Origin of the sequence: Pseudodesulfovibrio sp. JC047, from assembly GCF_010468615.1 — a bacterium.
Taxonomy (GTDB): domain Bacteria; phylum Desulfobacterota; class Desulfovibrionia; order Desulfovibrionales; family Desulfovibrionaceae; genus Pseudodesulfovibrio.
Genome location: NZ_WUEH01000034.1, coordinates 1 through 26,012, shown reverse-complemented (window position 1 = coordinate 26,012; position 26,012 = coordinate 1). Strand labels below are relative to the sequence as shown.

Genomic DNA, 26,012 nt, shown 5'->3' with positions numbered 1-26,012 from the left:
TGATATTTTAATCCTAGCCATGTCGGCCTCCTTTGAGCTTCACTTTTACTGGTACTGTTACCAGATTAAGCCTTGGAGTGCCGACATGGTATTTTTGTGTGCTTATTGGGGTGCTCCCTTTGGGAGGAATGGTCGGCTACAGTCTGCATACCGCCTCCGCAAGCCTGAAGGTGCAGGCCGGAAGTAAGCTCGCTTCGGTCAAGGAAGCTAAATTGCACGACCTCCATGGCCTGACCGAGACCTGGTCAAAAGATATCCTCATGTTTTCCGAAGCCCGATACGTCTACAGCGCATTGGTTCGGTTGCGGGATATCGCTTTTTATCAAGGCAGTCCCGGGCAGAAGCTGGATGTGACCAATGAGGAATATGTCCATGCCCTGAAACGGGTGTCTGCCGAATTCCAGCCGTGGGTGAAGGTCCGGGGCTATGCCGACGTCCTGCTTTTGGATGAGACCGGTCGTATCGTTTTTTCCGCGATCCGTGGTACTGAGCTTGGCGAGGACATGACCATGGAAACCTTTGCCGAAAGTCCGGTCAGAGACGCCTGGAAACGTGCTCTGGCTGGTGAAACCGTGTTTGTCGATGTCCATCCCTACCCACCCATGAAAGATCTGCCCTGTGCCTTTGTAGCGGCTCCCATCCGTCGATATGGCAAGGAAATCGAAGGCGTGGCCCTGTTGCGCCTTTCCATAGCGAGTATCAATCGGGTCATGCGTGCCCGGGCCGGTATGGGAGCAACTGGTGAAGCCTATCTGGTCGGTCAGGACGGGCTGATGCGATCCGACCTGTATTCCGATGCAACACGATACAGTGTGGCCGCTTCTTTTGCCTTTCCGGAAACGGGCAGGATGGAAACGGTTGCAGCGCGTAAGGCTCTGGCCGGGGAAAAAGGGAGTTTGAACGGGACAGACTATCGCGGTCACACGGTTTTGGCCGAGTATGCTCCGGTCCGTGTGGGAGAGACGAAGTGGGGACTGGTTGTCAAGATCGATGCCTCCGAGGCGTTGACCGCTATCGGAACCCTTGAAAATGCGGCCATGATTGTTGGTGCGGCGTCGGCTATCGGCATTGTGTTAGTGACCCTGCTTTTCTTGCGAAGTGCCCTGCTACGTCCGTTGAACAGCCTGCGGGAATACGCTGGCAAGGTCTCCATGGGGGATTTTGAAGCCGTTCCCGACGGGGTGTTCAAGGGAGAGTTGCGACAGGTTCAGGAAGCCTTTGAGCGCATGGTGCATCACCTGACCGACAAGATGCAGGAGGCGAAATCCGCGTCGGAATTGGCACAATCTCGAGCCATTGAAGCCGAGTCGGCTGCGGTACGGGCGGACGCTGAACGGCTGGCCAGAACCAATGCGGCACAGTCTCAACGGGAAGGAATGCTCCAAGCCGCCGGGATGCTTGATCGTGTCGTGACCGGGATGCAGAATGCATCAAATGTCATGAATAGCGAATCAGAGCACATTTTGCATGGGGCGAACAGTTTGAGCCGTCGGGTGGAACAGACCGCTGCGGCCATGGATCAACTGTCCGTGTCCATCAGGGAGGTGGCCAGTCATGCGGAACATGCGTCAGAAGCCGCTGCCGTGGCCCATAACCGGGCGCGTGAAGGGGCTGATGTCGTTCGAAAAACCGTGCGTTCCATTGGCGATGTCCACGCCATTACCGAACAGCTCAAAGCCAAGGTGTCCAGCCTCGGGACCAAGGCCGATTCCATCGGTCAGGTCATGACGGTCATCTCGGATATTGCGGATCAGACCAATCTGCTGGCATTGAATGCGGCCATTGAAGCGGCCCGCGCCGGGGATGCCGGGCGTGGATTCGCCGTGGTGGCGGATGAAGTGCGCAAACTGGCTGAAAAGACCATGGATGCCACTCGGGAGGTCGGTCGATCCATCGCGGATATTCAGGCTGATGTGCGGGACAATATTCAGGGGATGGATCTGGCGGCGGAAAAGGTGGATTCGGCCAATGCGCTCGCGGGTGAGTCTGGGCAGGCCCTGAACGAGATCATGGAATTCTTCGAAACAACCACGCAACAGGTCGAAACCATCGCCGCTGCCAGCAGTCAGCAATCGACGGCAGGCGAAGCCATCAATCGGGCTGTTGCCGAGGTGGATGCGGTGTCCTGCAAGACGGCTCGGGCCGTGGGCGAAACTGGTGTGGCCATTTCGGCGTTGACCCGTCAGATAGACACTCTGTCCAAGCTCTATGGATTGTTCATGCTTTTGGGAGAGAATACGGTGCAGGAAGAGGTTGTCCGGTTGGCGGAAATTCCTGATTTGATATCGGATGATCCCCTTCGGCAATACGCCGTGCTCGACTCGGCAGTTCGGTCAAACCCTCGGCTGGAGGTTGCCTGGATAACGGACCGTACCGGCCTTCAAGGAACACCGTGCGCCATGGCCCATGCCGGGAACGAGGCCTCCGCCAGAGGTGGCGTGGGAACGGATTGGTCCCAATGCGACTGGTTTCGGGAACCCATGCGGACCGGGGAACCGTACATTTCGAACATGTGCCATTCACAAACCATTGACGATTATTGCCTGACGGTGTCCACGCCGATGCGGTCGGACCGTGGTGAAATAACCGGCATACTGGCCGTGGATGTCCGATACGATGCGGCTGATGACGCTGTTTCGTCTGGCGCAGGTGGACAGTGATCGTTTTGTCGAAAAGACACGGACCGGTCGTTTTCGTGTCACGTTTCCACTCTACCCTGTTCCCATTCAGGAGGTTTTATCATGCTGTGGTTTGAACAGGAATATGTTTCATTCGAGGCCGTGACGCTTCGGGACCATGAGTGGTCCAGGCACAGACGGGCCGTGACCCGACGCATGGTTTTCGTGGCTTGCGTGGCGGTTTTGGTTTTGGCAGTATTTCAACTGCTCTTCATTTATGACCTGTGACGTTTGGAAAAGAAAAGGAAACCGCTGCACAGCAACAGTCCCACGATCCAACCCAAGGTGCTGGTCGGGATGGCATTTCCCTTTTTTTCGACTTGGTTCGGCGCATTGACAATGGTCGTTTTTTGGGGCGCGACAAGACCAAATCGAGCCAGTGCCTGCCCGTCCAGAATCGTGGTGGCCCGGATCGGTTGCGGAAGCATTTCCCTGGGGTTTTCGCCCGAGCGAAGCCGTTTGAGGATGGAAGCCGCTGACCGTCCTGTGGATTTCCCGGAAATCATGGGACCGCCAAGAACGCCTGTTCCCAGAAAGGTATCGTCAAGCACGATGGTTGGCGAGGCTGTTCGCGTGTGCAGTATCTCGGCCAGCATGGGCTCAGGTATGGGCCGTCCGGCGGAATCTTCGGACACGCCGAGAAACAGTGTGACGCCTCGGTTCGGCACGCTGGAGAGCACGGCACCAAGCGTTTCGAAATTCAACCCTGCATCGTCGCCAGGCTCATGGCCCGGAAAAATGAGGATCGCCCTTTTCTGATAGGGACGCATGGCCCGTGCCACCGCCTTCATTCGCTTGTGTCCGTCATCGGACGTGTCGGTGATCCCGACCACGGTCTGTGTTTGAGGACACAAGGTAAAGACGAGGTCCACAGCCTGTTGGATGGATGATTCTTCCGGCAACCAGAGCACGTTTTCATACCATCGCAAAATCGTTGGCGCGGGGCGGGGAATCGAACAGGCCAGCACCGGTGTGTCCGGGAAGAGCTCCTGCCCGTATTTCTGGGCAAAGGCGAAGGCGAGATGCCCGTCTGTCACGACTGCATCAGTCACTTGTCGGAGGGTTTCCGATTCAAGGAAGATCGTGTCAAAACGGTCTTCGTCCATGTCTTCTTGCCCAAGAAAAACCCGGTGAATGACGGTCTGCGTTCCCAGCTCTTTGGTGAGTCCCGCTTCAAGCCCCCTGGTTCGGTGCGTGGCAGCGGATTCCGAGAAGAGAACGCTCACTCGCAGCGGTTCGGCCCCAGGAGATGTCAAAGGAAGCAATAGCGTGAGCCAGAAAACGAAAAAGCAGATACGCACTTGTAACCATCCGTCAATATTTAAAATAAATCGTCGATTGTCGATAAGTTTATTATTTTGAAGGCGCGACTCGGACCACATTCCGTCCGGCATCTTTTGCTTCATAGAGGGCCGTGTCCGCAGCGCAGATAAGTTCGCTTGTTTTCCATCCGGAATGCAGTTCGGCCACACCGATTGACACGGTGAATTGGAGCGGATCTGCCGAGTACGTGCCGTTGGTTCTGACTCGGAAGTCGTAGTTTGCGACATCGGCCCGGACCGCTTCGGCCTTGATGGTCGCCCTGCTTTTGTCCATGTCCTTCATGATGATGACCAGCTCTTCTCCGCCGTATCTGGCGGCGAAGCCGTCATATTGCATGGCGTGGGCTGTCAGGATACGGGCCAGTGCGCGGAGAACGTCATCCCCTGCCTGATGGCCATAGGTATCGTTGACGCGTTTGAAGTGATCCACGTCTATCATCATCAGGCTGAGGGGACGTGCGTCTGTGGTACATTCCTTGATGGCCCCGGCCAGAAACGCTTCCATGGCGCGACGGTTGTAGAGTTGGGTCAACAGAGGGTCAAAATTGGCAGTGCGTTCGAAATGTTCCGCCTTGGCATTGAGTTCCCGGGCTTCATCCTTGAACTCGATAATCAGTTCCTTGAACATGCCGCGAACCTTGGTGAGAATGGCGGACCGGTCGGTGTCGCCCTGAATGACATTGGTCGCGTTTTGCTTGAAGGAGTCCAGCCGGTGGTTGTGCCGGGTGTGCGCTCCCTGCATGGAATTGATGATGGTATTCATTTCCTGAATCAGGAGCGTGGCCGAGCGTTTTTCCTTGGTCAATGCAGCTTCGAGTTCCTGAGTACCGATGTTTTGCATGATAAACATGTCCAACATGGCGATAAGAACGGCGTAATGCTCTTGGGAAAAGTCATTTTTCAGGATTTCAGCACAAACTTCTCGCTGAATTTCCGCTTTTTTTTCGTCGGAATAAATACTCAACTTGCCCAAAAGATTGCGGATGAAAAGGATGATGGCCAGCCAGTCGGGATCATCCCCTATTCCCGCCTCCTTCAGGACGTCGGCGACTCTTTTTGTTTCGGCTGAACAGAACGTTTTTTGGATCACGGTGTCGTCTGTCATATGGCAGTCCCTGCACGGTCGGATTGAAGGCCGGTTCATGTCTTTTTTAACGGTGTTTCAAAGAGTGATGTTCCTGTGAATAGATGTGCATACCATAAATACTTCAGTTGATACCATCAGATCTGAAAATTCTGTCAAGAGAAAATCGGTCTCTTTTTTGTAGATCTGTAGGGAATGGATGCCCTTCCAAGGTTCAGAGACAAAAAAAGTGCGCCCGGCCGGATTCTCCGGCTTTGTATCAGGGCCAGACATTTCAAAATAGATTTTTATGACAGCCTGATGCGTGGTTTTTTTGGCGCACGGCGCTCTTTCTGTGAGCAGGGCGACTCAATTCGCCATATGTGTTCGAAAAGGAATCGTTTTCTATTTCCTCCCACCCTCCGTACAGATTGTTCGAAAGTTCCTTTGATAGGAACGGGGCCTTTGATTTCTTTATACGCTGCTCCAGAAATCGAGGCAAGGGGGCGCAGGAGAAAAAACGACTGAAATCGTGCAACCTGCGGTCAAGGTTGGAGATACTTCGACAACTTTTTTCAGGAAAAGGAAACGTCACTGTGAAGAGACACAGCGAACGTCAAACATGCAATTATATCAATATATTATTGTTGTGTTCAAAAGGCAAGCACAAAGATGGAAACCGTGTCTGACGGTGTCCTTTCTAGTGCAAATGAGGGCCGGGCTTAGTCGTCTTCAAAAGGGTCGCTGATAAGATCGAGAACCTTGAGCGCGTCCAGCGAATGCAGGTCGGCCTCTTGGGGAGACAAGGCTGTTTCCAGCCCTGCGAGATTGGTTTTTGCGACCGGTGTTTCTTCGCGGCCCAGACTTTTGGCAACGATATTCAGGGCGTCGTCCAAGCCCTCGGCGGCCCGGGTCTTGAGTTCCTGAATACGGTTTCTGACCATGTCGGTTTCGTTTCCGTGAAAATGGGTGCGTTCAATAGCTGGCATATGTGGTCCTCCTTGCAGGGTATATCCCTTTAAGCAAGACCCGTGCGCTATTCAAAATTGCCATGAATATCAATATGTTGAAGTTATCATAGATTAGGAGACGGCATTTTTTTCCGCATCGTGTCGAGCGCGTCGGGGGCGGGAATCAATGGGGGAACAGTTTTCAGGCATCAGTTTATGTGTTTTTTGAGGGAATCGAGAAAGGCATTGAGCGCATCCGGGTAGCGATGGCCCGAGGTGCGGAAGCCCGCATTGTGCGTGCCGGACAAATTCACGAAAGTTTTTGGTCCCTGATAGCTGTCGTACAGCGTGCGTCCCAGTTGATACGGCACGGTTTCATCCTCCGGACTGTGCAGAAAAAGTCCGGGACAGCGGAGAGACGAGAGGTTTTCGAGACTGTTATAGGCGTATCTGGCGAGGAGCCGGACCGGGAGCCACGGGTACATTGATGCGCCCATGTCCGGGACCGAGGTGAAGGTGGATTCCATGATGAGACCGGCCGGAGCGATGCCGGACATTGCGAGTTCCGCCGCCAGATTCGCGGTGACCGCCCCACCCAGGCTGCGTCCGAACAGGATGCTGTCCTGTGCCCGGACTGAGCCGGTTTCAACGAGCCAATCCCAGGCCGCGCGGGCATCGGCGGCAGTGGCTGCTTCACTTGGTTTGCCCTGACTGCGTCCGTAGCCGGAATAGTCATAGACAAGGACATTGAGTCCGAGATCGTGAAAGATGCGCAGACTGTCCAGACGGTGCGAGAGGTTGCCGCCGTTGCCATGGGAAAAAAGCAGGGTGCATCGGGGCGCGGGGTGCGGCACCCACCACGCGTGAATCCGGGTGTTCAGCCGGGTTGTCAGCCAGATGGATTCATGGGTGAGTCCGATGTCCGAGGGATTCGCTGTCATGGTTCTTTTGGGGGCATAGAGCTTCTTTTCCTGGGAAAAGTACATCCAGACGATGATCGCGACGTAGCACAGGCCTATCAGGCCGAGGAGGTTCATTGCTGTCCACATGGGGGGGAGCATACACGGACACGTCTTGTTTGTGGACCCTTTCCATTTAGGCTGGCTTGATTTAGTCTGCGCCCATGGACATCGCAGGCATCATATTGGCTGGAGGACTTGGCACCCGGATGGGGTACGTGAAAAAGGCCTTTATGGAGATCAATGGGACCACCGTTCTCGACCGATTGCTTTCGGTGTATGAGTCGGTGTTTGATGAAATTCTGATCGCGGCTCGGGATCGCGAAGATTTCAGGCATATCGATTTGCCCGTGGCCCGGGACCGATTCGAGGCCAGGAGTTCATTGACGGGAATCCATGCGGGGTTGGCCGAGATGCGCGCCGAGTACGGATTTTTTGCGGCGTGTGACGCACCGTTTGTGCAGGCCGGGCTGGTTGAGCGGTTGTGTACCGAAGTCACCCCGGATGTGGATGTGGTTATTCCGCTTAAGGAAGATGGATACCGGGAACCTTTGTGCGCCGTGTATTCCAAGCGGTGCCTGCCACATATAGAGGCCCAGCTCAACCGGGAAAATTTCAGGATTATCGATTTTTTCGATCAGGTGACAGTCAGGGAAGTTCCTGTTGCCCGGCTTCGGGACGGCGACCCCGATCAGGTGTCCTTCTTCAACGTCAACAGCCCCGATGATTTGCGACAGGCCGAACGGCTGGCCCGGGAACTCGCTGTCTGATCGTTTCTGTGTGTCCACGTTCGTGGATGAAAAAAGCTTTTATTTGAGAATCATGACGGAGTTGCGTGCCTTGGCCGCCACGTCGTGCGCTACGCTGAACCCTTTGGCAAACCATGGTTTCTCCGATTCCGCCAGCAGGACCAGTGAAAAATCGTAGCCAATGGTGATGATGGTTTCCACTGGATCGCCGACCTCGATCAAGGTTTCGTGCGGGGTGATGCCATCGGCTTCGAACAGGGCGGCGGCATCATCCACGGCTTTTTGGGCGGATGCGATTTCGGTTTGGTCCGGGGCGACGGACAGGATGGAAACCGGGCACTGGCAGGCGTGTGCGTAGCGGATGGCCTCTGGAATCATGGTTCGGGATCGGTCCGTATCCTGCACACAGACAAGGTGCCCGTGCCCGGGGTCGAGCTGTCGGGCCACGATGACCGGAAGGGCAGACAGGGCTGCGATTTTGAGGGCCAATGGTTTGCGGGAGAGCAGCTTTTTCAATCCCTTGGCCGGTTCGGGAGACGCGCCCACGATGATGAGATCGGCCTTGACGCGGTTGGCTTCGTCAATGGCGGCGGTCGTCACGTCCGGGGCGGTGCGGAGTCGCAGGGCAATGGAGCCGCCGCACGGGTTGGTATATTCCCGGACATATTCGCCCACCGGGTCGCCGGAAACCTCTCTATGTTTCCAGTCCCGGGTGGAATCCGGGTCGATTTCTCCGAGTTCCGCGAGGCGGTCCCGTGCCGCTTTCAGATGGGTCATGCCAGGCAGTTCCAATCCCCAGTCGAGCATGTTTTCCCGGGCGACACGAACTTCCATTCCGCCGGATTGTAGACCGCTGTCCACAGGCCGCACGTAAAGCAGATCGATATCCGCGCATCCCATGTGACTGAGCCGGGTGGCGTAGTTGAGGCTTGCCAAGGCTTCGGGGCCGCCACCGATACAGATGAGTATGTGTATTCTGTCGCTGTCCTGTGTCATGGGTCCATCCTTACAGCCCTATCAGGGGCCAGTAGATTTTTGAAGCGAGAAGCAAGATCGCGAACGACATGAGGGCCATGCGCCAGCCCACGACCATGAAATCCTTTGGTCGCAGCAGTCCGGATGAATACACGATGGTCGAGGCCGGGGTGCCGATGACCGTGAAATAGGCGAATGCGCTGGAAATGGCGGTGACCATACCCACGGCGAGCGGGTTGGTTTCCGTGCCCACCGCGATGGAAAGGACGATGGGACCGAGGACGGCCACGGCCGCGCCGTTGCTCATGGTGTTGGTGATAAAGGTCGTCAGGAGCATGACCGCAGCGAGCAGGCCGATACCGCTATCCATGCCAAGGGGCGCGAGCAGGTCCATGAAGACACCGGCAACCCAGGCCGCAGCCCCGGTCTCCCGCATCTGGACTCCCAGCGAGATGGCGGCCGCGTACAGGAGCACCACGCCCCAGTTCACGCCGGAATTGAGGTCCTGCCAGCGAACCAGACCAGTGACCAAAAAGAGTGCCGCGCCAAGGATGGCGATGGTGCCCATACCCACGTCCGAGGAAAAACCGACCCAGCCGATCAGTGTCAGGACAAACAGGCCAATGGCCACGTAATGCCGCCCCTGCAACGCCCCTTCGTCGCCCACCTGTTCCTTGAGTTTTTGCACTGCTGGACCGAGGTCCGTGATGTCGGTCTTGAAGGTGTGGCGCAAAATAAGGTGCATGAGCGGCAGTTGGATGAGGAAGATGGGGTAGGCGTAGATCATCCAGTCGAGATAACTGACCGCATAGTCGAAGGTTGCGGGGTCATCGGTGGCGTAGAAAAAGTCGCGCAGGTAATCGATCATGATTGCGTTGCGTGCGCCGCCTGACGGGGTGCCGATACCGGCCATGGCGCAGGCATAGGAGATGGAAAAGAGGAAAAGCATCCCCAGGGCGCGCCGTTGTGCGGGATCGTCCGTGGCCAGTTGGAGCAGGGAAAGGGCGACGGGCAACATCATGGCTGCCACGGTATGTTCACCGATGAAGGACGCCAGAATACCGGAAAAGATCGAGATGCCAAAAGCGATATTGTAGGTATTCGACCCGGTGACGCTGACAATGAGCAAGGCGAGTCGTTTGTCGAGCCTTTGTTTGACGAGCGCTACAGCGAGCATGAGCGACCCCATGATGAACAGGACGGAATCCTTCATCAGGGATTTGGCCACCAGTGAGGAATTGATATCGAGCAGGAACACCTGTCCCAGCACGATGAGCAGGGCCACCGCAGGCAGAGGGATTGGTTCGGTAATGAAGAGCAGGGTGGCCCCTACCGTCATGACAAGCACGCGCCAACCATCGGGTGAGACCCCGTCCGGAGCGGGCGAAAGCAACATGGCCGCCTGAATGACCAGGGTGATGAAGAACCACCGTTTTTCTCGTAGATAATGAATCACAATACGCACAGTGTACACGGCCTTGGTCTCTCTTGCCAGTTGAAAGCGTGAGAAAGGCTGCCCTCTTTTCATCACTCCTCGGATAATGTATGTGGAAATACGGTCAAAAGTCGTCCTGTCTTGAACGAAACCTGGGAGGTCCGCGTGAAACGCACCTTGTCTGCTTTGTGTCACAACAAGCCCGGTGTCTTGGCCCAGATGGCACAGGAATGTGGGAAATATGACGCCAACATTCTGTCGCTCGCCGCTGGTGAAACCGAAAATCCCGAAGTCTCACGTATCGTGCTGCATCTCGATGGCGATGACGCGGCCATCGACAAGGTTGAACGCTATTTGGACAGTCTGGATGTCATCATCCGCATCGATGATTTATCCCGCAAGGATTTCGTGGACAGGGAACTGGTCATGGTCAAGGTCGCCATGAATCGGGAACAGACCGGGCAGCTCATGCAGATTTTCGAGGTCTTTCGGGCCAATGTGGTGGGCATGGGGCAGGAAACCATCACCGTTGAACTGGCCGGGGATCAGGAGCGGGTGGACGGACTGATCAAGATGCTGATTCCCTATGGCATCAAGTCCATGTGCCGTTCCGGCATGATCGCTCTCAAGCGGGGGGATGAATAAGTGGCCATATGCACCCCGATATCCAGTCTGTCGGCTCTGGTCCGGGCATCGTTGGAGTGTGTGAAGAATGGAGCCATGCCTCGGGTCGCCATTGCCCGTTCAGCCGAAGCTTTTGTGCTCCGAGCCGGTGTCGAGGCCTATGAACGCGGCGTGGCCGAACCCGTGCTCATTGGGGACATTACAGAGACCCGGCGTATTGCCCGTGCATACGGATTCGATATCTCCCGGTTTGAGACCGTGCATCTCGTGGATGACGAGTCCGCGGTCAATGAAGCGGTTCGGCTATTTCGGGCCGGAGAGGTCCAGCTTCTCATGAAGGGATTGGTGTCCACTGCCATTTTGCTCAAGGCTGTGCTCAACAAGACCACTGGCGTTCCGTTGCCGTCTGGGGTGTTGAGTCATGTGGGCGTGTTTGAATCCCCCTTGGACGGACGGCTCATGTTCATGACCGATCCCGGTGTGAACATTACGCCATCCCTGCAACGCAAGGTGGACATTCTCAAAAACGTGTTGGATGTGGCCCGAAAATTGGGCGTGCGGTCGCCTCGGGTCGCGGTATTGGCCGCCACGGAAAAGATCAATTATCCCGCAATGCCTGCCACGCTTGATGGCGATATCCTGACCAAGATGGCTCGGCAGGGGGAGTTTGGGGATGCCCGGGTGCTTGGTCCGCTTTCATTGGACCTCGCTGTTTCCAGGGAATCCGCTGCGACCAAGCGGTTTGACGATCCGGTTGCGGGTAACGCCGATATCTTGCTCACACCCAATATCGAGGCCGGAAATATCCTGTATAAATCGTTGACTACCCTGTCAGGCTGCACCATGGCCGCTGTGGTGGTGGGCAGTCAGGTACCGGTAGTGGTCCCCTCCCGAGGGGATTCGGATGCGAGTAAATTCCACTCCATCGCCCTTGCCAGCCTCTTGGCACATAGGAGTCATGTCGCATGAGCATACTCGTTATCAATCCGGGGTCCACATCGACCAAATTGGCCGTATATGACGGTGAAAACGCGGTCGCTACGCAGGAAGTGCAACATCGGAAACGTGAACTGGCGGTCTTTGCGCGGGTCACGGACCAGTTTGATTTTCGGGTTCGGATCATCAGGGCGTTTCTGGATTCCGTGAAGCATCGCATCGGATCGATACGAGCTGTTGCCGGACGAGGTGGCCTGTTGCATCCGTTGCAGGGCGGAGTTTATGCGGTGTGCGATGCCATGGCCGAGGATTTGCGAACTGCCCGATACGGCGAACATCCGTGCAACCTTGGCGGGTTGCTTGCCCGGGCTTTTGGACAGCAATTCGATGTGCCGGCCTATGTGGTTGATCCCGTGGTCACGGATGAAATGATGGATGTGGCACGAGTGACCGGGTTGCCGGCCATTCGGCGGCGGAGTTTGTTTCACGCGTTGAATCAGCGTGGCATGGCCCGGATTGTGGCCGAGCGACTGGGCATTGCCTATGAAGCGGGAAATTTCATTGTCTGTCACATGGGGGGCGGGATTTCCATTGGTGCCCATCGCCGGGGCCGGGTGGTGGATGTGCTCAACGGATTGGATGGCGAAGGCCCCATGACACCGGAACGAACCGGGGGAGTGCCTCTGATTCCTGTGTTGCACATGATCCGTGACGGGGCGATGAGCCTTGATGACATGGAGCGGGCCGTGTTGCGGCGAGGCGGGCTTTTTGCTCACCTCGGGACCAATGACCCTCGTGAGATCGTGGCTCGTATCGAGGCGGGAGACAGTGAGGCTGAACAGGTTTTTTCGGCCTTTGCCTATGCGGTTGCCAGAGCCATTTGTTCCATGGTTCCGGCGTTGATTCAGGGGGATGACGGACCGGATGTGGCGGCGGTGATTTTGACAGGGGGGCTTGCCCGGAGTAAACCGCTCATGGCTGCGATCAGCCGGATGGTTTCACATCTCGGGCGAGTCGAGGTGGAACCGGGAGAAATCGAGATGATTTCTCTGGCGCAGGGTGCACAACGGGTCCTCACGGGAGAAGAGCGCGTTCGTGTTTATGTGCGGGAAAGAGTTGCAGGCTGAGAAAGAAAATATATTGTGAATTGTGGTAAGAGTCTATACATCAGAACTGTGATTTTAAGAATAGTTTCTTTTTTCAAATGAAACAGTTGCCTCCTAAAGGATCGGGTTGAATGGGTTCTTTGTTTTCTAAGTCAGCGACCTTGCGGAAAAACGTCAGAATTTCGGACGAAGAGTTCGTTCAACTGCGTGATTTTATATATGAAAAAAGTGGTATTTTTGTCGATGCCAAACGCAAGTATCTTTTCGAGAGTCGTTTTTCCAAGCGATTGGGAGAATTGCGACTGACCAGCTTTGCCGAATACATCACGTATTTGAAGTGTGATCGTGGTGAGGAATTGAAGCAGCTTTTTGAATTGGTGACGACCAATGAAACCAGTTTTTGTCGGGATATGAAACAGCTTGAGGCGTTTCGGGACAATGTGCTTCGGGAAAAGTTGGATGAGCAGCGAAAGGCCGGTCGGTTGGAATTGAATATCTGGTCTGCCGGGTGTTCGTCCGGGGAGGAGCCGTACACGCTTGCCATATTGCTGCTTGAGATGCTGCGGATGGAGATTTCCCGGTGGAAGATCACGATTACGGCGGTCGATCTGTCCTCTCGGATGATCGAACGGGCCAAGGCGGGGGTGTATGGGGAATACGCCTTCAAAACCACGCCAGATGCGATCCGCAGGCGATATTTCACCCAGGTGGCGGAGGGATGGAAGATCCGTCCAGAAGTGCAACGATTGGTTCAGTTTAGACAGATGAATCTCAACGATCCGTTGGCCACAAAGAGGATTCCCCGTTCCCAGATTGTTTTTTGTCGTAATGTCATTATATATTTTGATGAGACCATGAAGCGCAGGGTTGTTCAGTATTTTTATGACAACCTGCTGCCGGGTGGGTATCTCATGGTCGGTCACTCCGAGTCATTGCACAAGATTTCGCAAACGTTCAAGCCGCTGTTCTATGCGGGAGCCATTGCGTACAAAAAGGAAGAATAGAGGGGGCGTAATTCCCTGTCGGAGGAGGCTTCTTTGGGTATCATACGCTTGGATGATCTGAAGGCTGGCATGGTCTTGTCCACCGATCTGGTGACGGCTGATGGCAGACTCCTTTTTGCATCCGGTACTTCGTTGGAGGACCGGCATCTCGAACTTTTGCGACGTGTCGGTGTTGACGCGGCGGATGTGGTGGTTGATGCGCCTGCCTTGAGCGCGGAAATTCTGCGGGAAATAGAGAGCTATGTCCGCGATTTCTTTTTATATGTGAACCCTGATTTCAAGCCTACCGAAGTGCTGTTTCATGTGGCTTTGGACCTGACGGCCAGACAGGTTGCGGCCGGGTGGGAACTTCCGGACATCCGCACTCGCCGGGCAGAGAACGTCGAGCATCTGGACGATGTTTTCATGAAGGGGATGGGGTCCCCTGAGGCGCTCGTGGATCACGAGGTCGAGCTGGCCAGTTTCCCGGACATTTTTTTTCGCATCAAAGCGGTGCTTCGAGACGAATCCGCCTCTGCCGAGCACATCGCCAAGGTGGTCAGTACGGACATGAATCTGGCGGCCAAGTTGTTGAAATTGGTCAACAGCCCCTTGTATGGGTTTCCACAGACCATTGATTCCATGTCCCGGGCCGTGGCACTGGTGGGTGCCAAGGAATTGTCCACACTGGCCTTGGGCGTGTCCACCATCAATTATTTCAAGGACATTCCTAGAGAACTGATGGATATGGAAACCTTTTGGCGGCACTCCATCACGTGCGGTATCTTTGCCAAGATTCTGGCGGGGACACAGGCAGGATTATCCCCGGAACGATTTTTCATCGGCGGGATCTTGCACGATGTGGGGCGGTTGATTCTCTTCAAGAAATTGCCCTATGCCTCGACCGAAACTATGCTTTTTGCCCGGGAAAATTCCATTCCCCTGACAGAGGCGGAACGCCAGGTCATGGGGTTCACGCACACGGATGTCAGCGTCCCGCTGCTCGCGTCCTGGAAGTTCCCTGACGGGTTGGCGGCCATGATAAATTATCACCATACGCCCATGGAATTTCCCAATCCGCTTGAACCGGCGATCCTTCATGTGGCGGACAATCTGACCAATGCCGTGGAAATTGCTCGGAGCGGCATGTACGTCATGCCGGGACTCGATGAGGCGGCGTGGGCCTTGCTCGGGCTGGACCCTGTTCCTTTCCTGGATGAGGCGGTCGCTCAATACGAAGAGCAGATCGATTCGATCATGAAGGCTTTTTTTTCATAGACTGACGGTCACAAAGAAGTCCCACCAGTTGAATCTGGCGGGACTTCGTGTGTGGCATTGGAAAGAGATGCGGAATTCGTTGTGTGAATTCTCGCTGTTTGTTCAGGCTCTTTTTTGTTCTCGTCGGTTTCAAGAGACCAGGCATAGATCTGAATCAGCAGTTCGGCATTGGGAAACCGATCCGTCCTGAATCGAGACAGGCTCAATCCCGCAAAAACGATTATAAGCGTGACGGTGACCACCGTGGCGAGCATGTCTGTCCTCCTGTCCATGACAAGAACAGATCGACGTGACACCAGTATGGCGGTTGGATGACCCTTGCGTCACATCATGCCTTTCGAGCGTTTCCTTCAATGATGAGGTTCGGCAATTCATCGGTATCGTCCGGTTTGATGGGGAAATGGGTGCTGACCAGTTCGCCGCATCGGATCACGCCCTGACAGAGCGCTTCTCCCGGACGTCCGGCCTTGATCCCCGTGGTGATTTCGGCCACGACATCTTCCCAGACATGGGAATCGACGATGTCGTTGATGCCCTTGTCCGCCAGAATCTGGACTCCGTGTTCAAAAACCGAGACATAGATGATGATGCCGGTCAGGTCGCGGGTGCGATGCAGTCCATTTGCATAAAATGCGGTAAACGCGGCTTCGTTGATTTCTTCACGCATTTCGTCTTTTGAGATGAACGGCATTTTCAAGGCCGGGAATGCTCGCAAAAGTCGGGTGAAAATGAAGAAGAAGGCCAGCAATTGAGCCAGAAAGGCCCACATGTCTGTCTGGTTGAATATCAAAGCAGTACACACCGCCGTAATGATCCCGAAGGTCAGTCCGCCGATGAGTTCCGCACGGGGATATTCGTAACTTGAAGAGGCAATGACCGGCACTATTTCGCCGGAGGTGCGTTTCTCCACGTCTTTGACGCATTGGACAAGCGCGTCCTGTTCTTCCTGCGTCAGGAATGTCTGAGCTGTATTTTTCATGAATATGTCCTTTTACCAGCCACCGCTTGCGCCGCCGCCACCAAATCCACCACCACCAAAACCACCGAATCCGCCACCGCCGCCAAATCCACCGCCGCCACCGCGACGGCCTCCACTGAGCATGGACAGCAACAACAGGTTGGCTGCGGTTGATCCCGCGCCATGGCGTCGGGCATTTTCAAGATTTTGGTCGTTTGCCATCTGTCCGCGTTGTCTGGGCCTGCCAAACCGTTCCGTGAACAGGATGAACAGGATCATGGGGACCACGATAATGGCGAAGATATTGACTTTGCTTTTTCGCTTGGGACTTTTTGAGGCCGTGAATTCTCCGCGAACCGCGCTGGTGATGGCCACCACGCCGTCCTTGAATCCCGCGTCGAAATTCCCCTGTTTGAAGCGGGGAGCGATCACACGGTCAAGGATTTGGCCAGCCAGTACATCGGTCAACACCCCTTCCAGGCCGTATCCGACCTCGATTCGGGTTTTGCGATCTGCCTTGCTGACCACCAGAATGACCCCGTTGTCCGACTTTTTTTGTCCGACTTTCCAGGCTTCGGCCACGCGAAAGGAAAATTCCTCGATGGAATCGCCTTCAAGCGATGGGACAGTCAGAATGGCCAGTTGAGTGGAGTCGGTTTTTTCCAACGCCGCAAGCTCGGCCTCAAGCGTCTGTTCCGTGGACGAATTCATCATGTTCGCCAGATCGTTGACCCGGCCCGAGTACGGGGGCACGTCCAGGGCAAATGCCCCACTCGCCATGACGAGCGAGAGGATTAGCCCGAAGCATATGGTTTTCAATGTGCGCACAATTGTCTCCGTTAGGACTGGGACCCGAAGTTGACCGTGGGAACGGTCTTGGCACCGGGATCGGCCTGGAAGAATTCCTTGCGATCCAATTTGAGAAACAGGGAATTGGTCATGGAGTTCGGGAAGCTACGGATTGAAGAGTTGAACATCTTGACCGCATCATTGTACCGCTGACGGGCGACGTTGATTCGGTTTTCCGTGCCTTCAAGCTGATGTTGCAACCCGAGGAAATTCTGGTTGGCCTTGAGATCGGGATACCGCTCCACCACGACCATGAGGCGGGACAGGGCCGAAGACAATTGCCCTTGCGCAGCCTGAAATTTAGCCAATGCCTGTTTGTCGGTGAGCATCTCCGGGGACAATTTCACCTGTGTGGCCTTGGCCCGGGCTTCGACAACCGCTGTGAGCGAAGATTTTTCATGGGCAGCCGCAGCCTTGACGGTCGCGACCAGGTTGGGGATGAGATCGGCTCGACGCTGGAGCGAGGCTTCGAGGTTGGCCCATGCGCCAAAGACTTCCTCTTCCTGCTGTTGCATCTGATTGTATCCGCAACCGGACAAAGCCATGGTTGCAAACAGGGCCACAAGAACAAGAGCGATTTTTTTCATCATGCGTGTCTTCCGTTTTTTTTGGGGTTGGACCATATCTACAAATGTGGCCCACCTCGGAAAAGTCAAGGTGGGCCATGTCGGAGAGGCGTCTTATTTCTTCTTCTTGGGTCGCTTGAGACGTTTTCCCGCAGCCAGCAATTTGCGCAGTTTGGCCGCTGCCTGAACCGTGTCGTCAGTGTGGAGCAGGTACCGCTCCTTGGACGTCTGAAAATGCCAGCCTACCGGACGGTTCAGCAGTTTTGCTCCCCGTGAAAGCAGATAGGCTTCTGCTTCTGTTTCTGCCGCAACATCCTGCATTTCCTTGAGGATCTCGCGGCGTTTTTGCATGTCCCTGAGATGCTGTGCGATCTCATAGGCGGACCGGAGAAAATCGTCCGGTTGCAAATCCGTGGTTTTTTTACGGCCGGAAAGATGCCGTTGGAGTTCGTTGAGGTCTGCCTTGAGTTCTTTGACCTCAAAGAGAGCTGCTTCTTGTGAAAACTGAATTTTATCGGACAGTTCCTTGTAGATGGCGCGTAATTTCTGCTTGGACATGAGACCTGCTTTCAACCTTGCTGTTACCCCGGGAATTGTATCGACCAGCCTGTAGGCTATCGTATTTGTCTGTTTCTTCGCAACCGGTTGTCGCATCATTTTTCGGAGAACGTGGCTTTTCCTCCGGTCATTTCAGTGAGTCGGGCCGTGAAATGCGAGAGATGTTCCTCGGGCATTTCGAGACAGAATCCTGCTGTGTCCGTAAAGGCTTCGGTGACGACAGCAATTTCAAACTCGGGCAGCATCCGTTTGAACAAGGTGACCGAGGAATACGGGATGGTGACGAAGCGTGTGACGGTTTTGACCATTTCCTTGACGGGCAGATCTTCCAGACCGAGTTTGACCATGCCCGAGTACGCCCTGACCAGACCGCCAGTGCCCAGTTTGGTCCCACCAAAATACCGGGTGACGACCACGGCGACTTCACCTATATCACTGTGCAGGACCATGTTGAGCATGGGCTTGCCCGCAGTGCCGCTCGGTTCGCCGTCGTCACTCAATCCCACGGCTGCCGTGTCACCGGGCGGACCAGCTGCATAGGCCCAGCAATTGTGTGTGGCGTCAGGGAATTCCGTTTTGATACAGTGAATGAATGCTCTGGCGGATTCGGCATCCGGGGCGTGATCCACGGATGTGATGAACCGGCTGCGTTTGATGGTGTCTTCGACCCGGTGAAAACTGGAAGGAATATGATAGCGGTCCGACATGGCGAAAGCGTAGCCCGGCATCCCCGCACGGGTCAAGGACTCGAAGCCATGTCCATGTCGCAGGAAGCTCGTTCACAACAACGGTGGCCATTAACGTTTCGGATGGTCTTTTCGGTTGCTGAACCACTGCTCCCTGAGAGGAACTGATCGTATTATGTCGGCATTTGTGTGACGGCGTAAAATCCGGCGGACTGGTGCCCATTCATCGTGTCGAACACGGTTTCTTCGAACAACAGGATGTCGAAATCGAAAAACAGGGCCTCCATGTGATTGCGGTCATGATGGCGCACGATACCGCCGTCCGGGATGTCGAAGATGCCGTAAATGCCGTATTTTTCTTGTCCGAGTTTATACCTGTCGAGATTGCGTTTGTCCCGATTGAGCAGAAAGTCGTTGACGTAGAGCAATCCTCCGGGCGTTAAGACCCGTTTGAGTTCAATGAGTGTTTCGGCCTGCATCCGGGTTTCCGGCATACAGGTGAAGACTCCGAGCATCATGGCGGCGTCGAAGCTGTTGTCTTCGAAAGGCAGTGCACCGCCGGGATAGGCTCGAAGATCGAGCGTGGGGTAGGTCTGTTTTCCCCGTTCGATCAGCGGGGCGGAAAAATCAATGCCAGTGACAGCGGGGTAGCCGATATCAGTCAATGCGGCCATGGTCCGTCCGTATCCGCAACCAAAATCGAGGATGCGGGCTGTCTGGGGAATGTGGTGTCTGAAAACATCGGTCATGAACGGGGTGGTGAATTCTTTTTCAGCACCTTTTCCCGTCCAATAGGTTCGTTGGGATTCGATGACGGCCTCCTACAAGGTCATGCGAACGTTGTATAAATTGCGGCCCCGTTGCACACGCATGAGAATCGTTTTCTGCATCCGATTGCGCAAGAAGGCACTGAGCAGATCAATGCCGGACTGGAGCTGACGATTGCCGATTTGATGAATGATATCACCGGTCTGAAGGCCGAGTTGTGCGGCTGCAGAACCCGGGACAACTGTGGTCACTTCCGCTCCGGACCCTTGAGCGCGATCAGCCAGTTCAAAACCCCAGCGGGTTCGGACAAGGTCCAGTGCCATCCGTTTGTCCAGGACGTGCGGCTTGAGTGTCTTGCGAAACTGTTTTTCGTTTCGCAAGATCGTCAGGGTCAGTGGTTCGGATTTGGTCGTGCCGAACAACCGGGTCAGGTAATCATCCTTGTTGGCAAGGGGCTGTCCGTTGACAGCCAGGATGATGTCCGCCGCCCTGATTCCGGCCTTTGAAGCCGGGGTATCGGGATAGACTTCGGAAATAAGGACCCCTTTCAGACTTTTCAGGTTGAAATACCGGGCCGCAGCCTGGTCGATGTCTTGCCCGAACAGGCCGAGCCAGATCGGTGAAACATGGCCGGAGTCCAACAGTTCGGCGATCACGAATTTGGCCTTGTTGATGGGAATGGCGAACCCGATCCCTTCGGCGCGTGCCTGGATGGCGGTGTTGATGCCGATCAATTCTCCGTCGATATTCAGGAGTGGCCCGCCGGAGTTGCCGGGATTGATGGCTGCGTCAGTCTGAATGAAGCTGCCGAATGCGCCCTTGTTGATGCGCATGGGGCGATTCAGGGCGGAGACCACGCCAGTGGTCACGGTGTGGGAGTAGCCAAAGGGATTGCCGATGGCGATGACGGTTTCGCCGATGAAGATGTCACCGGAATTTCCCATGGCCACCTGTGGCAATCGGGATGCCTTGTCCAGTTTGAGCACCGCCAGATCGAAATCCGTGTCTGAACCCACGAGCTGTGCCGTGAATTCTCGTCCATCATTGAGGCGGACCGTGATTTTCCCGCCCGAAGCCACAACGTGCGCATTGGTCAGGACCAAGGCCTTTTTGCCGTCGATGATGACGCCGGAACCGATACTTTGGGATTCACGTTGTCGTCGATTGCCGGAGAAATCCTTGAAAAACTGATCGAAAAATGGATCGCCAAAAGGAGACCGGCCGCCACCACTTTTCTTTTTAACCACGGTGATGTTGACCACGGACGGGCTGACAGCCTCGACGGCCCTGACCACCGGGGTTCGGCGATCATTCTTTGCGAAGGCCGGGCCTGCCATGAAGACGCAGACACACAGAAAGAGTGGGACGAGGTATTTGTGCATTAGCGAGTGGCTCCTGCCATGGCTCGAAGCCGGGCGATGCGATCCTCGATGGGCGGGTGGGTCGCGAACAGGGACATGGCCCGGCGTCCGGCAAAGGGGTTGACGATAAACATGTTTTCCGTGGCCGGGTTGCCTTTCAGGGGCACCTGACGGGAAGCCGCGTCCAGCTTGGCGAGCGCACCAGCCAGATGCAGGGGGTTCTGGGCCAGTCGTGCGCCGGTGGCATCGGCCAGATATTCGCGTGAGCGGGAAATGGCCATCTGGATCAGTCCTGCGGCAACCGGGGCGAGAAACGCCATGGCCAGTGCTGCGAGAGGACTGCCCCCTTCATCATCGTCTCTGGAAAAACCGCCGAAGATGGCGGTCCATTGCAACATGTTGGCAATGAAGACGATGGCACCGGCCAGAACAGCGGCGATGGTCTGGATCAGGATGTCGCGATTGGCGATGTGTCCCAATTCGTGCGCCAGAACGCCTTTGAGTTCGTCGGGGTTGAGTATGTTGACGATGCCCCGAGTGACGGCCACGACCGCGTTTTCAGGGTTGCGTCCGGTCGCAAAGGCGTTGGGTGCGTCTTGCGGAACAAGAAAAATACGGGGCTTGGGGATACCGGCAGCCTGTGCCATTTCTTCCACAACCCGGTGGATATGAGGAGCGTCTCCGGGGGACAGTTCCTGCGCCTTGTACATCTTGAGAACGATTGTATCGGAATACCAGTAGCTGCCCACGTTCATGATCATGGCAAATCCGAACGCCAAAAACAAACCGGCTCGTCCACCCATGGCACCGCCCAAAAGCATGAGCAGGCCGGTGAGTAGACCCAAGAGTAAAACGGTTTTTATCTGACTGGTCATGTCAGGAGTCTCCTTCGAAAATATGCGATTCGTTGACTCCAATAGATAGGAATTCGGGGACAAACGTCAAGAGAAAGGCATTGACAAAACAAAACGTCATGACGTTACGATGTCGATCAGCTCAACTGGATTGTTTGGTGAAAGTTTTCAAGAAAATTGAATTTAGCGTTTGCTCAAGTCCGGAAATCATTCTATTTATACTCTCATTATTCACTTTGTTTCAGGGAGACGACCATGACGACATATCAGGATGAAAAGATAGCACCCAAAGACACAGAAGTGATGACGATTGGTCCAGCGAAGATCAACAATCCCATCAATTTCGGTCGATTTGTCGAAGATGACGAAGCGGTGCTGGTGAATATATCCCGGCGCAATGTGGATGGTTCGAGTCGGAGCAAGAAGACTCCGGACCATGTCTATTTCGAACCCGCCGGTCCTCGTGACAAAATCTATTATGATGCCAGCAAGACCAAATGTGCGGTCGTGACCTGTGGTGGCCTTTGTCCCGGACTCAATGACGTTATCCGGGCGATCGTCATGACGGCTCACCATGAATACAAGGTGACCACGGTCTTCGGTATTCAATACGGACTGGCCGGATTCATTCCTGAACAGGGATATGACGTTATTGAATTGACACCGGAATATGTCAGCTCCATCCATGAGTTCGGCGGGACTGTTCTCGGCAGTTCCCGGGGACCGCAGGAGCCGGAAGCGATCGTGGACGCGCTTGAACGGTTGAATGTCGGCATCCTGTTCATGATCGGCGGGGACGGCACCATGCGGGCCGCGTCGAAAATCGTGACTGAGATCGGCAAGCGGGAGCTGTCCATTTCCGTTGTTGGGCTGCCGAAAACCATTGATAACGACATCAACTATGCATCGCCTTCCTTCGGGTTCGACACCTCGGTCGAAACCGCTGCCATGGCCATCAAGGGCGCGCACGTGGAGGCAACCGGAGCACCCTGGGGCATCGGTCTGGTCAAGGTCATGGGCCGCGAAGCCGGGTACATCGCCGCGCAAAGTGCCTTGTCCTGTCAGGAGGTCAATTTTTGTCTCATTCCCGAAGAGCCTTTCGATATCCACGGTGAAAACGGGTTCCTTGCCGCTTTGGATAAACGGATGAAACGGAGTGGAAATGCTGTTATCGTGGTGGCTGAAGGTGCCGGGCAGGAACTTTTGGAAAAGACGCAGCGAAAAGACGCGTCCGGCAATATCAAATTGAGTGACATCGCGGCATTGCTCAAGCAGGAAATCCTTGCACATTTCAAGGATCAGGGCATTGAAGCGACGTTGAAATATATCGATCCGAGTTATATCATTCGATCTGTCCCGGCAAATGCCAATGATCGTATCTATTGTTCGTTTCTCGGTATCAACGCGGTTCATGCCGGCATGACAGGACGCACGGGATTGGTTATATCACGGTGGAATGGGCGGTATGTCCATATCCCCATCGAGTTGGTGACCCGGGGCAAGAAGCGAATCAATACGCATTCGAATTATTGGCGCGCTGTTCTCGAATCCACCGGACAACCCGGGAGCATGAAAAATGAGTAGGTATCAATAAGAATGATAATTATTGTTGATTCTGAGAAGGGTTCCGTGTAGCTTCCTCAGAATCTTGAATAAATTTTTAGGTAAAGGTCTAGTCGCAATATCCGCAAGGGGGTTTGTATGGATGTGCTGATGCTTTCTCGGCTGCAATTCGCTGCGGCCACCATGTTTCACTTCATCTTTGTCCCATTGACCCTGGGGCTGTCGATTCTCATCGCGTTCATGGAGACGAAATACGTCCGGACCGGTGATGAAGTGTATTTGAAAATGGCGAAGTTCTGGGGGAAGATTTTTCTGGTCAACTTCGCACTGGGAGTGGTGACCGGCATCACCCTGGAGTTCCAATTCGGGACGAACTGGTCTCGGTATTCCGCGTATGTCGGTGATATTTTTGGTTCTTTGCTCGCCATTGAGGCGACCGCCGCATTTTTCCTTGAATCCACTTTTATCGGTGTTTGGCATTTCGGGTGGAAAAAGCTTTCGCCCAAGGCACACGCCACCGTGGCCTGGCTGGTTGCCGGAGCGTCCAACCTGTCCGCCATCTGGATTCTCATCGCCAACGGGTTCATGCAAGACCCGACGGGCTACGTGATCCGCAATGGTCGGGCTGAATTGACCGACTTTGTCGCGGTCATCACCAACAAGTGGGCCTGGCTTGAGTTTTTCCACATGATTCCAGCGGCCTTGTGCCTTGCCGGATTTTTTCTCATGGGTGTGTCCGCCTGGCACCTTATTCGAAAGAGTGAAGTTCATTTCTTTCAGAAATCGTTTAATATTGGTGTCACGGTTGCATTGGTCTTTTCTATCGTCACCGCGGTTGAAGGACATATTCACGGCAACAACATGGCCCTGAAGCAACCCGCCAAGCTGGCTGCCATGGAATCGCATTGGGAGACGCAAACCAATGCCCCCATGTACTTGCTGGTTGTTCCGGGCGAGGACGGCAACCATGTTGAAGCACTGCCCATTCCCGGGGCATTGAGTTTCCTGGCCTACAATGATTTCAACGCCGAAGTGAAAGGGTTGAATGATATTCCCAAGGAAGATCGACCGCCGATTAAAATCACGTTCCTGGCCTTCAGAACCATGGTCGGTATCGGTTCACTGATGCCTGCCATTGCCTTGCTCGGGTGGGTGATGCGAAACAAGCTTGATAAGATTCCATTGTACCTCAAAATACTCCCGTATTGCATACCGCTTCCATATATAGCCATCTGGGCCGGTTGGACCCTGGCGGAGGTCGGGCGTCAACCATGGATCGTGTATGGTCTCATGCGAACGTCAGACGCTGTTTCACCCGTGGGTGCGGGCGAGGTGACATTCTCGTTTGTCCTGATGTGCGCATTGTACACCCTGCTTGGCGCGGCCGGTATCTGGCTGATGATAAAGCTTGCCAAGAAGGGTCCCGAAGACCACAGCCCCATCCAGGTTTAACCTGCGTGTGCGAATAGAAGGAGTCACTTTATGGAAAATCTGATAGAAATCGGTTCGCTGCACTATTACCTGGCGATGATATGGTTCGTCCTTTGGGGTGTGCTTTGGATCGTGTATTTCATACTTGATGGATTTGATCTCGGAGTCGGCAGTCTGATGCCTTTCCTTGCAAAAAATGAAGTTGAAAAACGGACCATTCTCAATTCGACAGGTCCGTTTTGGGATGGCAATGAGGTTTGGCTGATCGCGGCTGGAGGTGTCACCTTCGCGGCTTTTCCCTACGCCTACGCCCAGATGTTCAGCGGACTGTACACCGCACTCATGTTGCTTTTGTTCACACTCATCGTGCGTGGTGTGTCGTTTGAATTCCGTTCGAAAGTGGAGCATGACGGGTGGAAAAAACTCTGGGATACCGCCCACGCGGTCTGTTCCTTTCTCCCGGCCCTGTTGCTCGGTGTGGCTTTCGGCAATATCTTTCAGGGGATTCCCTTGAATGAAGTCGGATTCTCCCAGGCCGGACTGTTCGGTCTGCTTAATCCATACGGACTGGCCGGCGGTGTTTTGTTTGTCGTCATCTTCCTGATGCACGGTGCGTTGTGGTTGACTATCCGGACCACCGGAGACCTGCATGAACGGGCAGAAAGAACTGCCATTCGACTCTGGCCCGTGGTTGTTGTCCTGACGGTCCTTTTCCTCGCCTTTACTGCGGTGAACACCAAGCTTTTCAACAACTACATGGTTTATCCCATCCTCTTTGTCATCCTGTTGATGCCCGTGGCCGGACTGGTTCTCATGCGCGTCTACCTCGGTGCCAAGAAATATTGGATGGCCTGGGGTGCTTCCTGTCTCTACATCGGCGGCACGGCTTTATTCGGCATTATCGGGATTTTCCCGGCCATCATCCCGTCCAACCCGAATCCGGCCAACAGTCTCACCATCATGAATTCCGCCTCCAGTGAATTGACTTTGGAGATCATGCTCGGTGTGGCCATTATCTTTGTTCCCCTCGTCATCGGGTATCAGTTCTGGGCGTACAAGACCTTTGCAACACCCATCGAAGAACACGATCTCCATTACTAGGAACATTCCCTGATCGTTTAAAAAGCCCTGTCCATACCCTTGGACAGGGCCTTTTTGTGTCTATCATCAGGTACCCCTCGCTGGGGTGGCGTTAGATGTCTCCGACGGCCAGAGGGGAACCTCTTGGAAGAGGTTCCCCTCTGGACTCCCCTCCAGAACTTTTCTTATGCGGCACCATGTCAAGAACTCCCTTTCTTCGTTGTTTTCTCTTTAATTAGGCCAGGCTTCACCCTCGCCTTATGGCGTATTAGTAATGTAT

The 26,012-nt window shown here is 54.7% G+C and carries 26 protein-coding genes; 11 read left to right on the top strand and 15 right to left on the bottom strand.

Annotated features, from left to right (window positions below; translation table 11 throughout):
* Positions 1–128: 128 nt before the first annotated feature.
* Positions 129–2,660, top strand: coding sequence for a methyl-accepting chemotaxis protein (locus GO013_RS16025; RefSeq protein WP_163812919.1), 2,532 nt, complete (start codon positions 129–131; stop codon positions 2,658–2,660).
* Between the two features lie 81 nt (positions 2,661–2,741).
* Positions 2,742–2,906, top strand: a complete 165-nt coding sequence (locus GO013_RS16020; protein WP_163812917.1) for a hypothetical protein — start codon at positions 2,742–2,744, stop codon at positions 2,904–2,906.
* On the opposite strand, the gene GO013_RS16015 is transcribed toward GO013_RS16020, so the two are convergent.
* The 4 genes from GO013_RS16015 to GO013_RS16000 all read right to left on the bottom strand — a co-directional run bounded on the left by GO013_RS16015 (position 2,894) and on the right by GO013_RS16000 (position 7,050).
* On the bottom strand, positions 2,894–3,979 hold the full coding sequence (locus tag GO013_RS16015; RefSeq protein ID WP_163812915.1) for a hypothetical protein: 1,086 nt from the start codon (positions 3,977–3,979) through the stop codon (positions 2,894–2,896). The two genes, GO013_RS16020 and GO013_RS16015, sit on opposite strands and share 13 nt — an antisense overlap.
* Positions 3,980–4,031: 52 nt before the next feature.
* Positions 4,032–5,105 carry a GGDEF domain-containing protein gene (locus tag GO013_RS16010; RefSeq protein ID WP_163812913.1) on the bottom strand — a complete coding sequence of 358 codons (1,074 nt, stop codon included), beginning with the start codon at positions 5,103–5,105 and terminating at the stop codon, positions 4,032–4,034.
* Between the two features lie 680 nt (positions 5,106–5,785).
* The gene (locus tag GO013_RS16005; protein ID WP_163812911.1) at positions 5,786–6,052 is read right to left on the bottom strand and encodes a hypothetical protein; all 267 of its coding nucleotides are present in this window, start codon (positions 6,050–6,052) and stop codon (positions 5,786–5,788) included.
* 170 nt (positions 6,053–6,222) lie between these two features.
* Positions 6,223–7,050 carry an alpha/beta hydrolase gene (locus tag GO013_RS16000; RefSeq protein ID WP_239057921.1) on the bottom strand — a complete coding sequence of 276 codons (828 nt, stop codon included), beginning with the start codon at positions 7,048–7,050 and terminating at the stop codon, positions 6,223–6,225.
* Positions 7,051–7,136: 86 nt separating this feature from the next.
* Between GO013_RS16000 and GO013_RS15995 the strand changes: the two genes are divergently transcribed.
* Entirely contained in the window at positions 7,137–7,742 is a 606-nt protein-coding gene (locus tag GO013_RS15995) for a molybdenum cofactor guanylyltransferase (protein WP_163812907.1), read from the top strand.
* Positions 7,743–7,781: 39 nt separating this feature from the next.
* Here GO013_RS15995 and GO013_RS15990 read toward each other — a convergent pair whose 3' ends face one another.
* A complete protein-coding gene (locus GO013_RS15990) occupies positions 7,782–8,717 on the bottom strand; it encodes a universal stress protein (protein WP_163812905.1) in 936 nt (311 codons plus the stop codon).
* Between the two features lie 10 nt (positions 8,718–8,727).
* A complete protein-coding gene (locus GO013_RS15985) occupies positions 8,728–10,170 on the bottom strand; it encodes a DASS family sodium-coupled anion symporter (protein ID WP_343219590.1) in 1,443 nt (480 codons plus the stop codon).
* Positions 10,171–10,296: 126 nt separating this feature from the next.
* Here GO013_RS15985 and ilvN point away from each other — a divergent pair, with 126 nt between their 5' ends.
* The 5 genes from ilvN (at position 10,297) to GO013_RS15960 (ending at position 15,058) form a co-directional block, all read left to right on the top strand.
* Positions 10,297–10,776: an acetolactate synthase small subunit gene (gene ilvN / locus GO013_RS15980; protein WP_163812904.1), complete on the top strand. Its 480-nt coding sequence runs from the start codon at positions 10,297–10,299 to the stop codon at positions 10,774–10,776.
* Positions 10,777–11,724: a phosphate acyltransferase gene (locus GO013_RS15975; RefSeq protein WP_343219589.1), complete on the top strand. Its 948-nt coding sequence runs from the start codon at positions 10,777–10,779 to the stop codon at positions 11,722–11,724.
* Positions 11,721–12,818, top strand: coding sequence for a butyrate kinase (gene buk, locus GO013_RS15970; RefSeq protein WP_163812902.1), 1,098 nt, complete (start codon positions 11,721–11,723; stop codon positions 12,816–12,818). Before GO013_RS15975 ends, buk begins: the two co-directional genes overlap by 4 nt.
* Before the next feature lie 110 nt (positions 12,819–12,928).
* Positions 12,929–13,801 (top strand): protein-glutamate O-methyltransferase CheR, encoded by an 873-nt coding sequence (locus GO013_RS15965; protein ID WP_163812900.1) that lies wholly within the window; start codon positions 12,929–12,931, stop codon positions 13,799–13,801.
* Positions 13,802–13,834: 33 nt separating this feature from the next.
* Positions 13,835–15,058 (top strand): HDOD domain-containing protein, encoded by a 1,224-nt coding sequence (locus tag GO013_RS15960; RefSeq protein WP_163812898.1) that lies wholly within the window; start codon positions 13,835–13,837, stop codon positions 15,056–15,058.
* Between the two features lie 8 nt (positions 15,059–15,066).
* Here the strand turns inward: GO013_RS15960 and GO013_RS15955 are convergent, their stop codons facing one another.
* From GO013_RS15955 to GO013_RS15915, 9 genes are all read right to left on the bottom strand, one after another.
* Positions 15,067–15,312 (bottom strand): hypothetical protein, encoded by a 246-nt coding sequence (locus GO013_RS15955; RefSeq protein WP_163812896.1) that lies wholly within the window; start codon positions 15,310–15,312, stop codon positions 15,067–15,069.
* Positions 15,313–15,386: 74 nt separating this feature from the next.
* Entirely contained in the window at positions 15,387–16,037 is a 651-nt protein-coding gene (locus GO013_RS15950) for a TPM domain-containing protein (protein ID WP_163812894.1), read from the bottom strand.
* 12 nt (positions 16,038–16,049) lie between these two features.
* The gene (locus GO013_RS15945) at positions 16,050–16,844 is read right to left on the bottom strand and encodes a TPM domain-containing protein (protein WP_343219588.1); all 795 of its coding nucleotides are present in this window, start codon (positions 16,842–16,844) and stop codon (positions 16,050–16,052) included.
* 11 nt (positions 16,845–16,855) lie between these two features.
* Positions 16,856–17,455, bottom strand: coding sequence for a LemA family protein (locus GO013_RS15940; protein WP_275406385.1), 600 nt, complete (start codon positions 17,453–17,455; stop codon positions 16,856–16,858).
* Positions 17,456–17,545: 90 nt separating this feature from the next.
* A complete protein-coding gene (locus GO013_RS15935) occupies positions 17,546–17,989 on the bottom strand; it encodes a hypothetical protein (protein ID WP_163812892.1) in 444 nt (147 codons plus the stop codon).
* A 95-nt stretch (positions 17,990–18,084) separates the two neighbouring features.
* Positions 18,085–18,717, bottom strand: coding sequence for a YigZ family protein (locus GO013_RS15930; protein ID WP_343219587.1), 633 nt, complete (start codon positions 18,715–18,717; stop codon positions 18,085–18,087).
* A 131-nt stretch (positions 18,718–18,848) separates the two neighbouring features.
* Positions 18,849–19,424 (bottom strand): class I SAM-dependent methyltransferase, encoded by a 576-nt coding sequence (locus GO013_RS15925; protein ID WP_163812890.1) that lies wholly within the window; start codon positions 19,422–19,424, stop codon positions 18,849–18,851.
* A gap of 72 nt (positions 19,425–19,496) precedes the next feature.
* Entirely contained in the window at positions 19,497–20,825 is a 1,329-nt protein-coding gene (locus GO013_RS15920) for a trypsin-like peptidase domain-containing protein (RefSeq protein ID WP_163812888.1), read from the bottom strand.
* Entirely contained in the window at positions 20,825–21,679 is an 855-nt protein-coding gene (locus GO013_RS15915; RefSeq protein ID WP_163812886.1) for a zinc metalloprotease HtpX, read from the bottom strand. The genes GO013_RS15920 and GO013_RS15915 overlap by 1 nt, the downstream gene beginning before the upstream one ends.
* Before the next feature lie 234 nt (positions 21,680–21,913).
* Between GO013_RS15915 and GO013_RS15910 the strand changes: the two genes are divergently transcribed.
* The 3 genes from GO013_RS15910 (at position 21,914) to cydB (ending at position 25,753) form a co-directional block, all read left to right on the top strand.
* Entirely contained in the window at positions 21,914–23,242 is a 1,329-nt protein-coding gene (locus GO013_RS15910) for an ATP-dependent 6-phosphofructokinase (protein ID WP_163812885.1), read from the top strand.
* 117 nt (positions 23,243–23,359) lie between these two features.
* The gene (locus GO013_RS15905) at positions 23,360–24,673 is read left to right on the top strand and encodes a cytochrome ubiquinol oxidase subunit I (RefSeq protein ID WP_163812883.1); all 1,314 of its coding nucleotides are present in this window, start codon (positions 23,360–23,362) and stop codon (positions 24,671–24,673) included.
* Between the two features lie 30 nt (positions 24,674–24,703).
* On the top strand, positions 24,704–25,753 hold the full coding sequence (gene cydB, locus GO013_RS15900) for a cytochrome d ubiquinol oxidase subunit II (RefSeq protein WP_163812880.1): 1,050 nt from the start codon (positions 24,704–24,706) through the stop codon (positions 25,751–25,753).
* Positions 25,754–26,012: the final 259 nt, after the last annotated feature.

Coding starts and splice junctions, on each gene's coding strand:
- GO013_RS16025 (WP_163812919.1), top strand. CDS start 129: ATGGTCGGCTACAGTCTGCATACCGCCTCCGCAAGCCTGAAGGTGCAG.
- GO013_RS16020 (WP_163812917.1), top strand. CDS start 2,742: ATGCTGTGGTTTGAACAGGAATATGTTTCATTCGAGGCCGTGACGCTT.
- GO013_RS16010 (WP_163812913.1), bottom strand. CDS start 5,105: ATGACAGACGACACCGTGATCCAAAAAACGTTCTGTTCAGCCGAAACA.
- GO013_RS16005 (WP_163812911.1), bottom strand. CDS start 6,052: ATGCCAGCTATTGAACGCACCCATTTTCACGGAAACGAAACCGACATG.
- GO013_RS16000 (WP_239057921.1), bottom strand. CDS start 7,050: ATGAACCTCCTCGGCCTGATAGGCCTGTGCTACGTCGCGATCATCGTC.
- GO013_RS15995 (WP_163812907.1), top strand. CDS start 7,137: ATGGACATCGCAGGCATCATATTGGCTGGAGGACTTGGCACCCGGATG.
- GO013_RS15990 (WP_163812905.1), bottom strand. CDS start 8,717: ATGACACAGGACAGCGACAGAATACACATACTCATCTGTATCGGTGGC.
- buk (WP_163812902.1), top strand. CDS start 11,721: ATGAGCATACTCGTTATCAATCCGGGGTCCACATCGACCAAATTGGCC.
- GO013_RS15965 (WP_163812900.1), top strand. CDS start 12,929: ATGGGTTCTTTGTTTTCTAAGTCAGCGACCTTGCGGAAAAACGTCAGA.
- GO013_RS15955 (WP_163812896.1), bottom strand. CDS start 15,312: ATGCTCGCCACGGTGGTCACCGTCACGCTTATAATCGTTTTTGCGGGA.
- GO013_RS15950 (WP_163812894.1), bottom strand. CDS start 16,037: ATGAAAAATACAGCTCAGACATTCCTGACGCAGGAAGAACAGGACGCG.
- GO013_RS15940 (WP_275406385.1), bottom strand. CDS start 17,455: ATGATGAAAAAAATCGCTCTTGTTCTTGTGGCCCTGTTTGCAACCATG.
- GO013_RS15935 (WP_163812892.1), bottom strand. CDS start 17,989: ATGTCCAAGCAGAAATTACGCGCCATCTACAAGGAACTGTCCGATAAA.
- GO013_RS15930 (WP_343219587.1), bottom strand. CDS start 18,717: ATGCCGGGCTACGCTTTCGCCATGTCGGACCGCTATCATATTCCTTCC.
- GO013_RS15925 (WP_163812890.1), bottom strand. CDS start 19,424: ATGACCGATGTTTTCAGACACCACATTCCCCAGACAGCCCGCATCCTC.
- GO013_RS15920 (WP_163812888.1), bottom strand. CDS start 20,825: ATGCACAAATACCTCGTCCCACTCTTTCTGTGTGTCTGCGTCTTCATG.
- GO013_RS15915 (WP_163812886.1), bottom strand. CDS start 21,679: ATGACCAGTCAGATAAAAACCGTTTTACTCTTGGGTCTACTCACCGGC.
- GO013_RS15910 (WP_163812885.1), top strand. CDS start 21,914: ATGACGACATATCAGGATGAAAAGATAGCACCCAAAGACACAGAAGTG.
- GO013_RS15905 (WP_163812883.1), top strand. CDS start 23,360: ATGGATGTGCTGATGCTTTCTCGGCTGCAATTCGCTGCGGCCACCATG.
- cydB (WP_163812880.1), top strand. CDS start 24,704: ATGGAAAATCTGATAGAAATCGGTTCGCTGCACTATTACCTGGCGATG.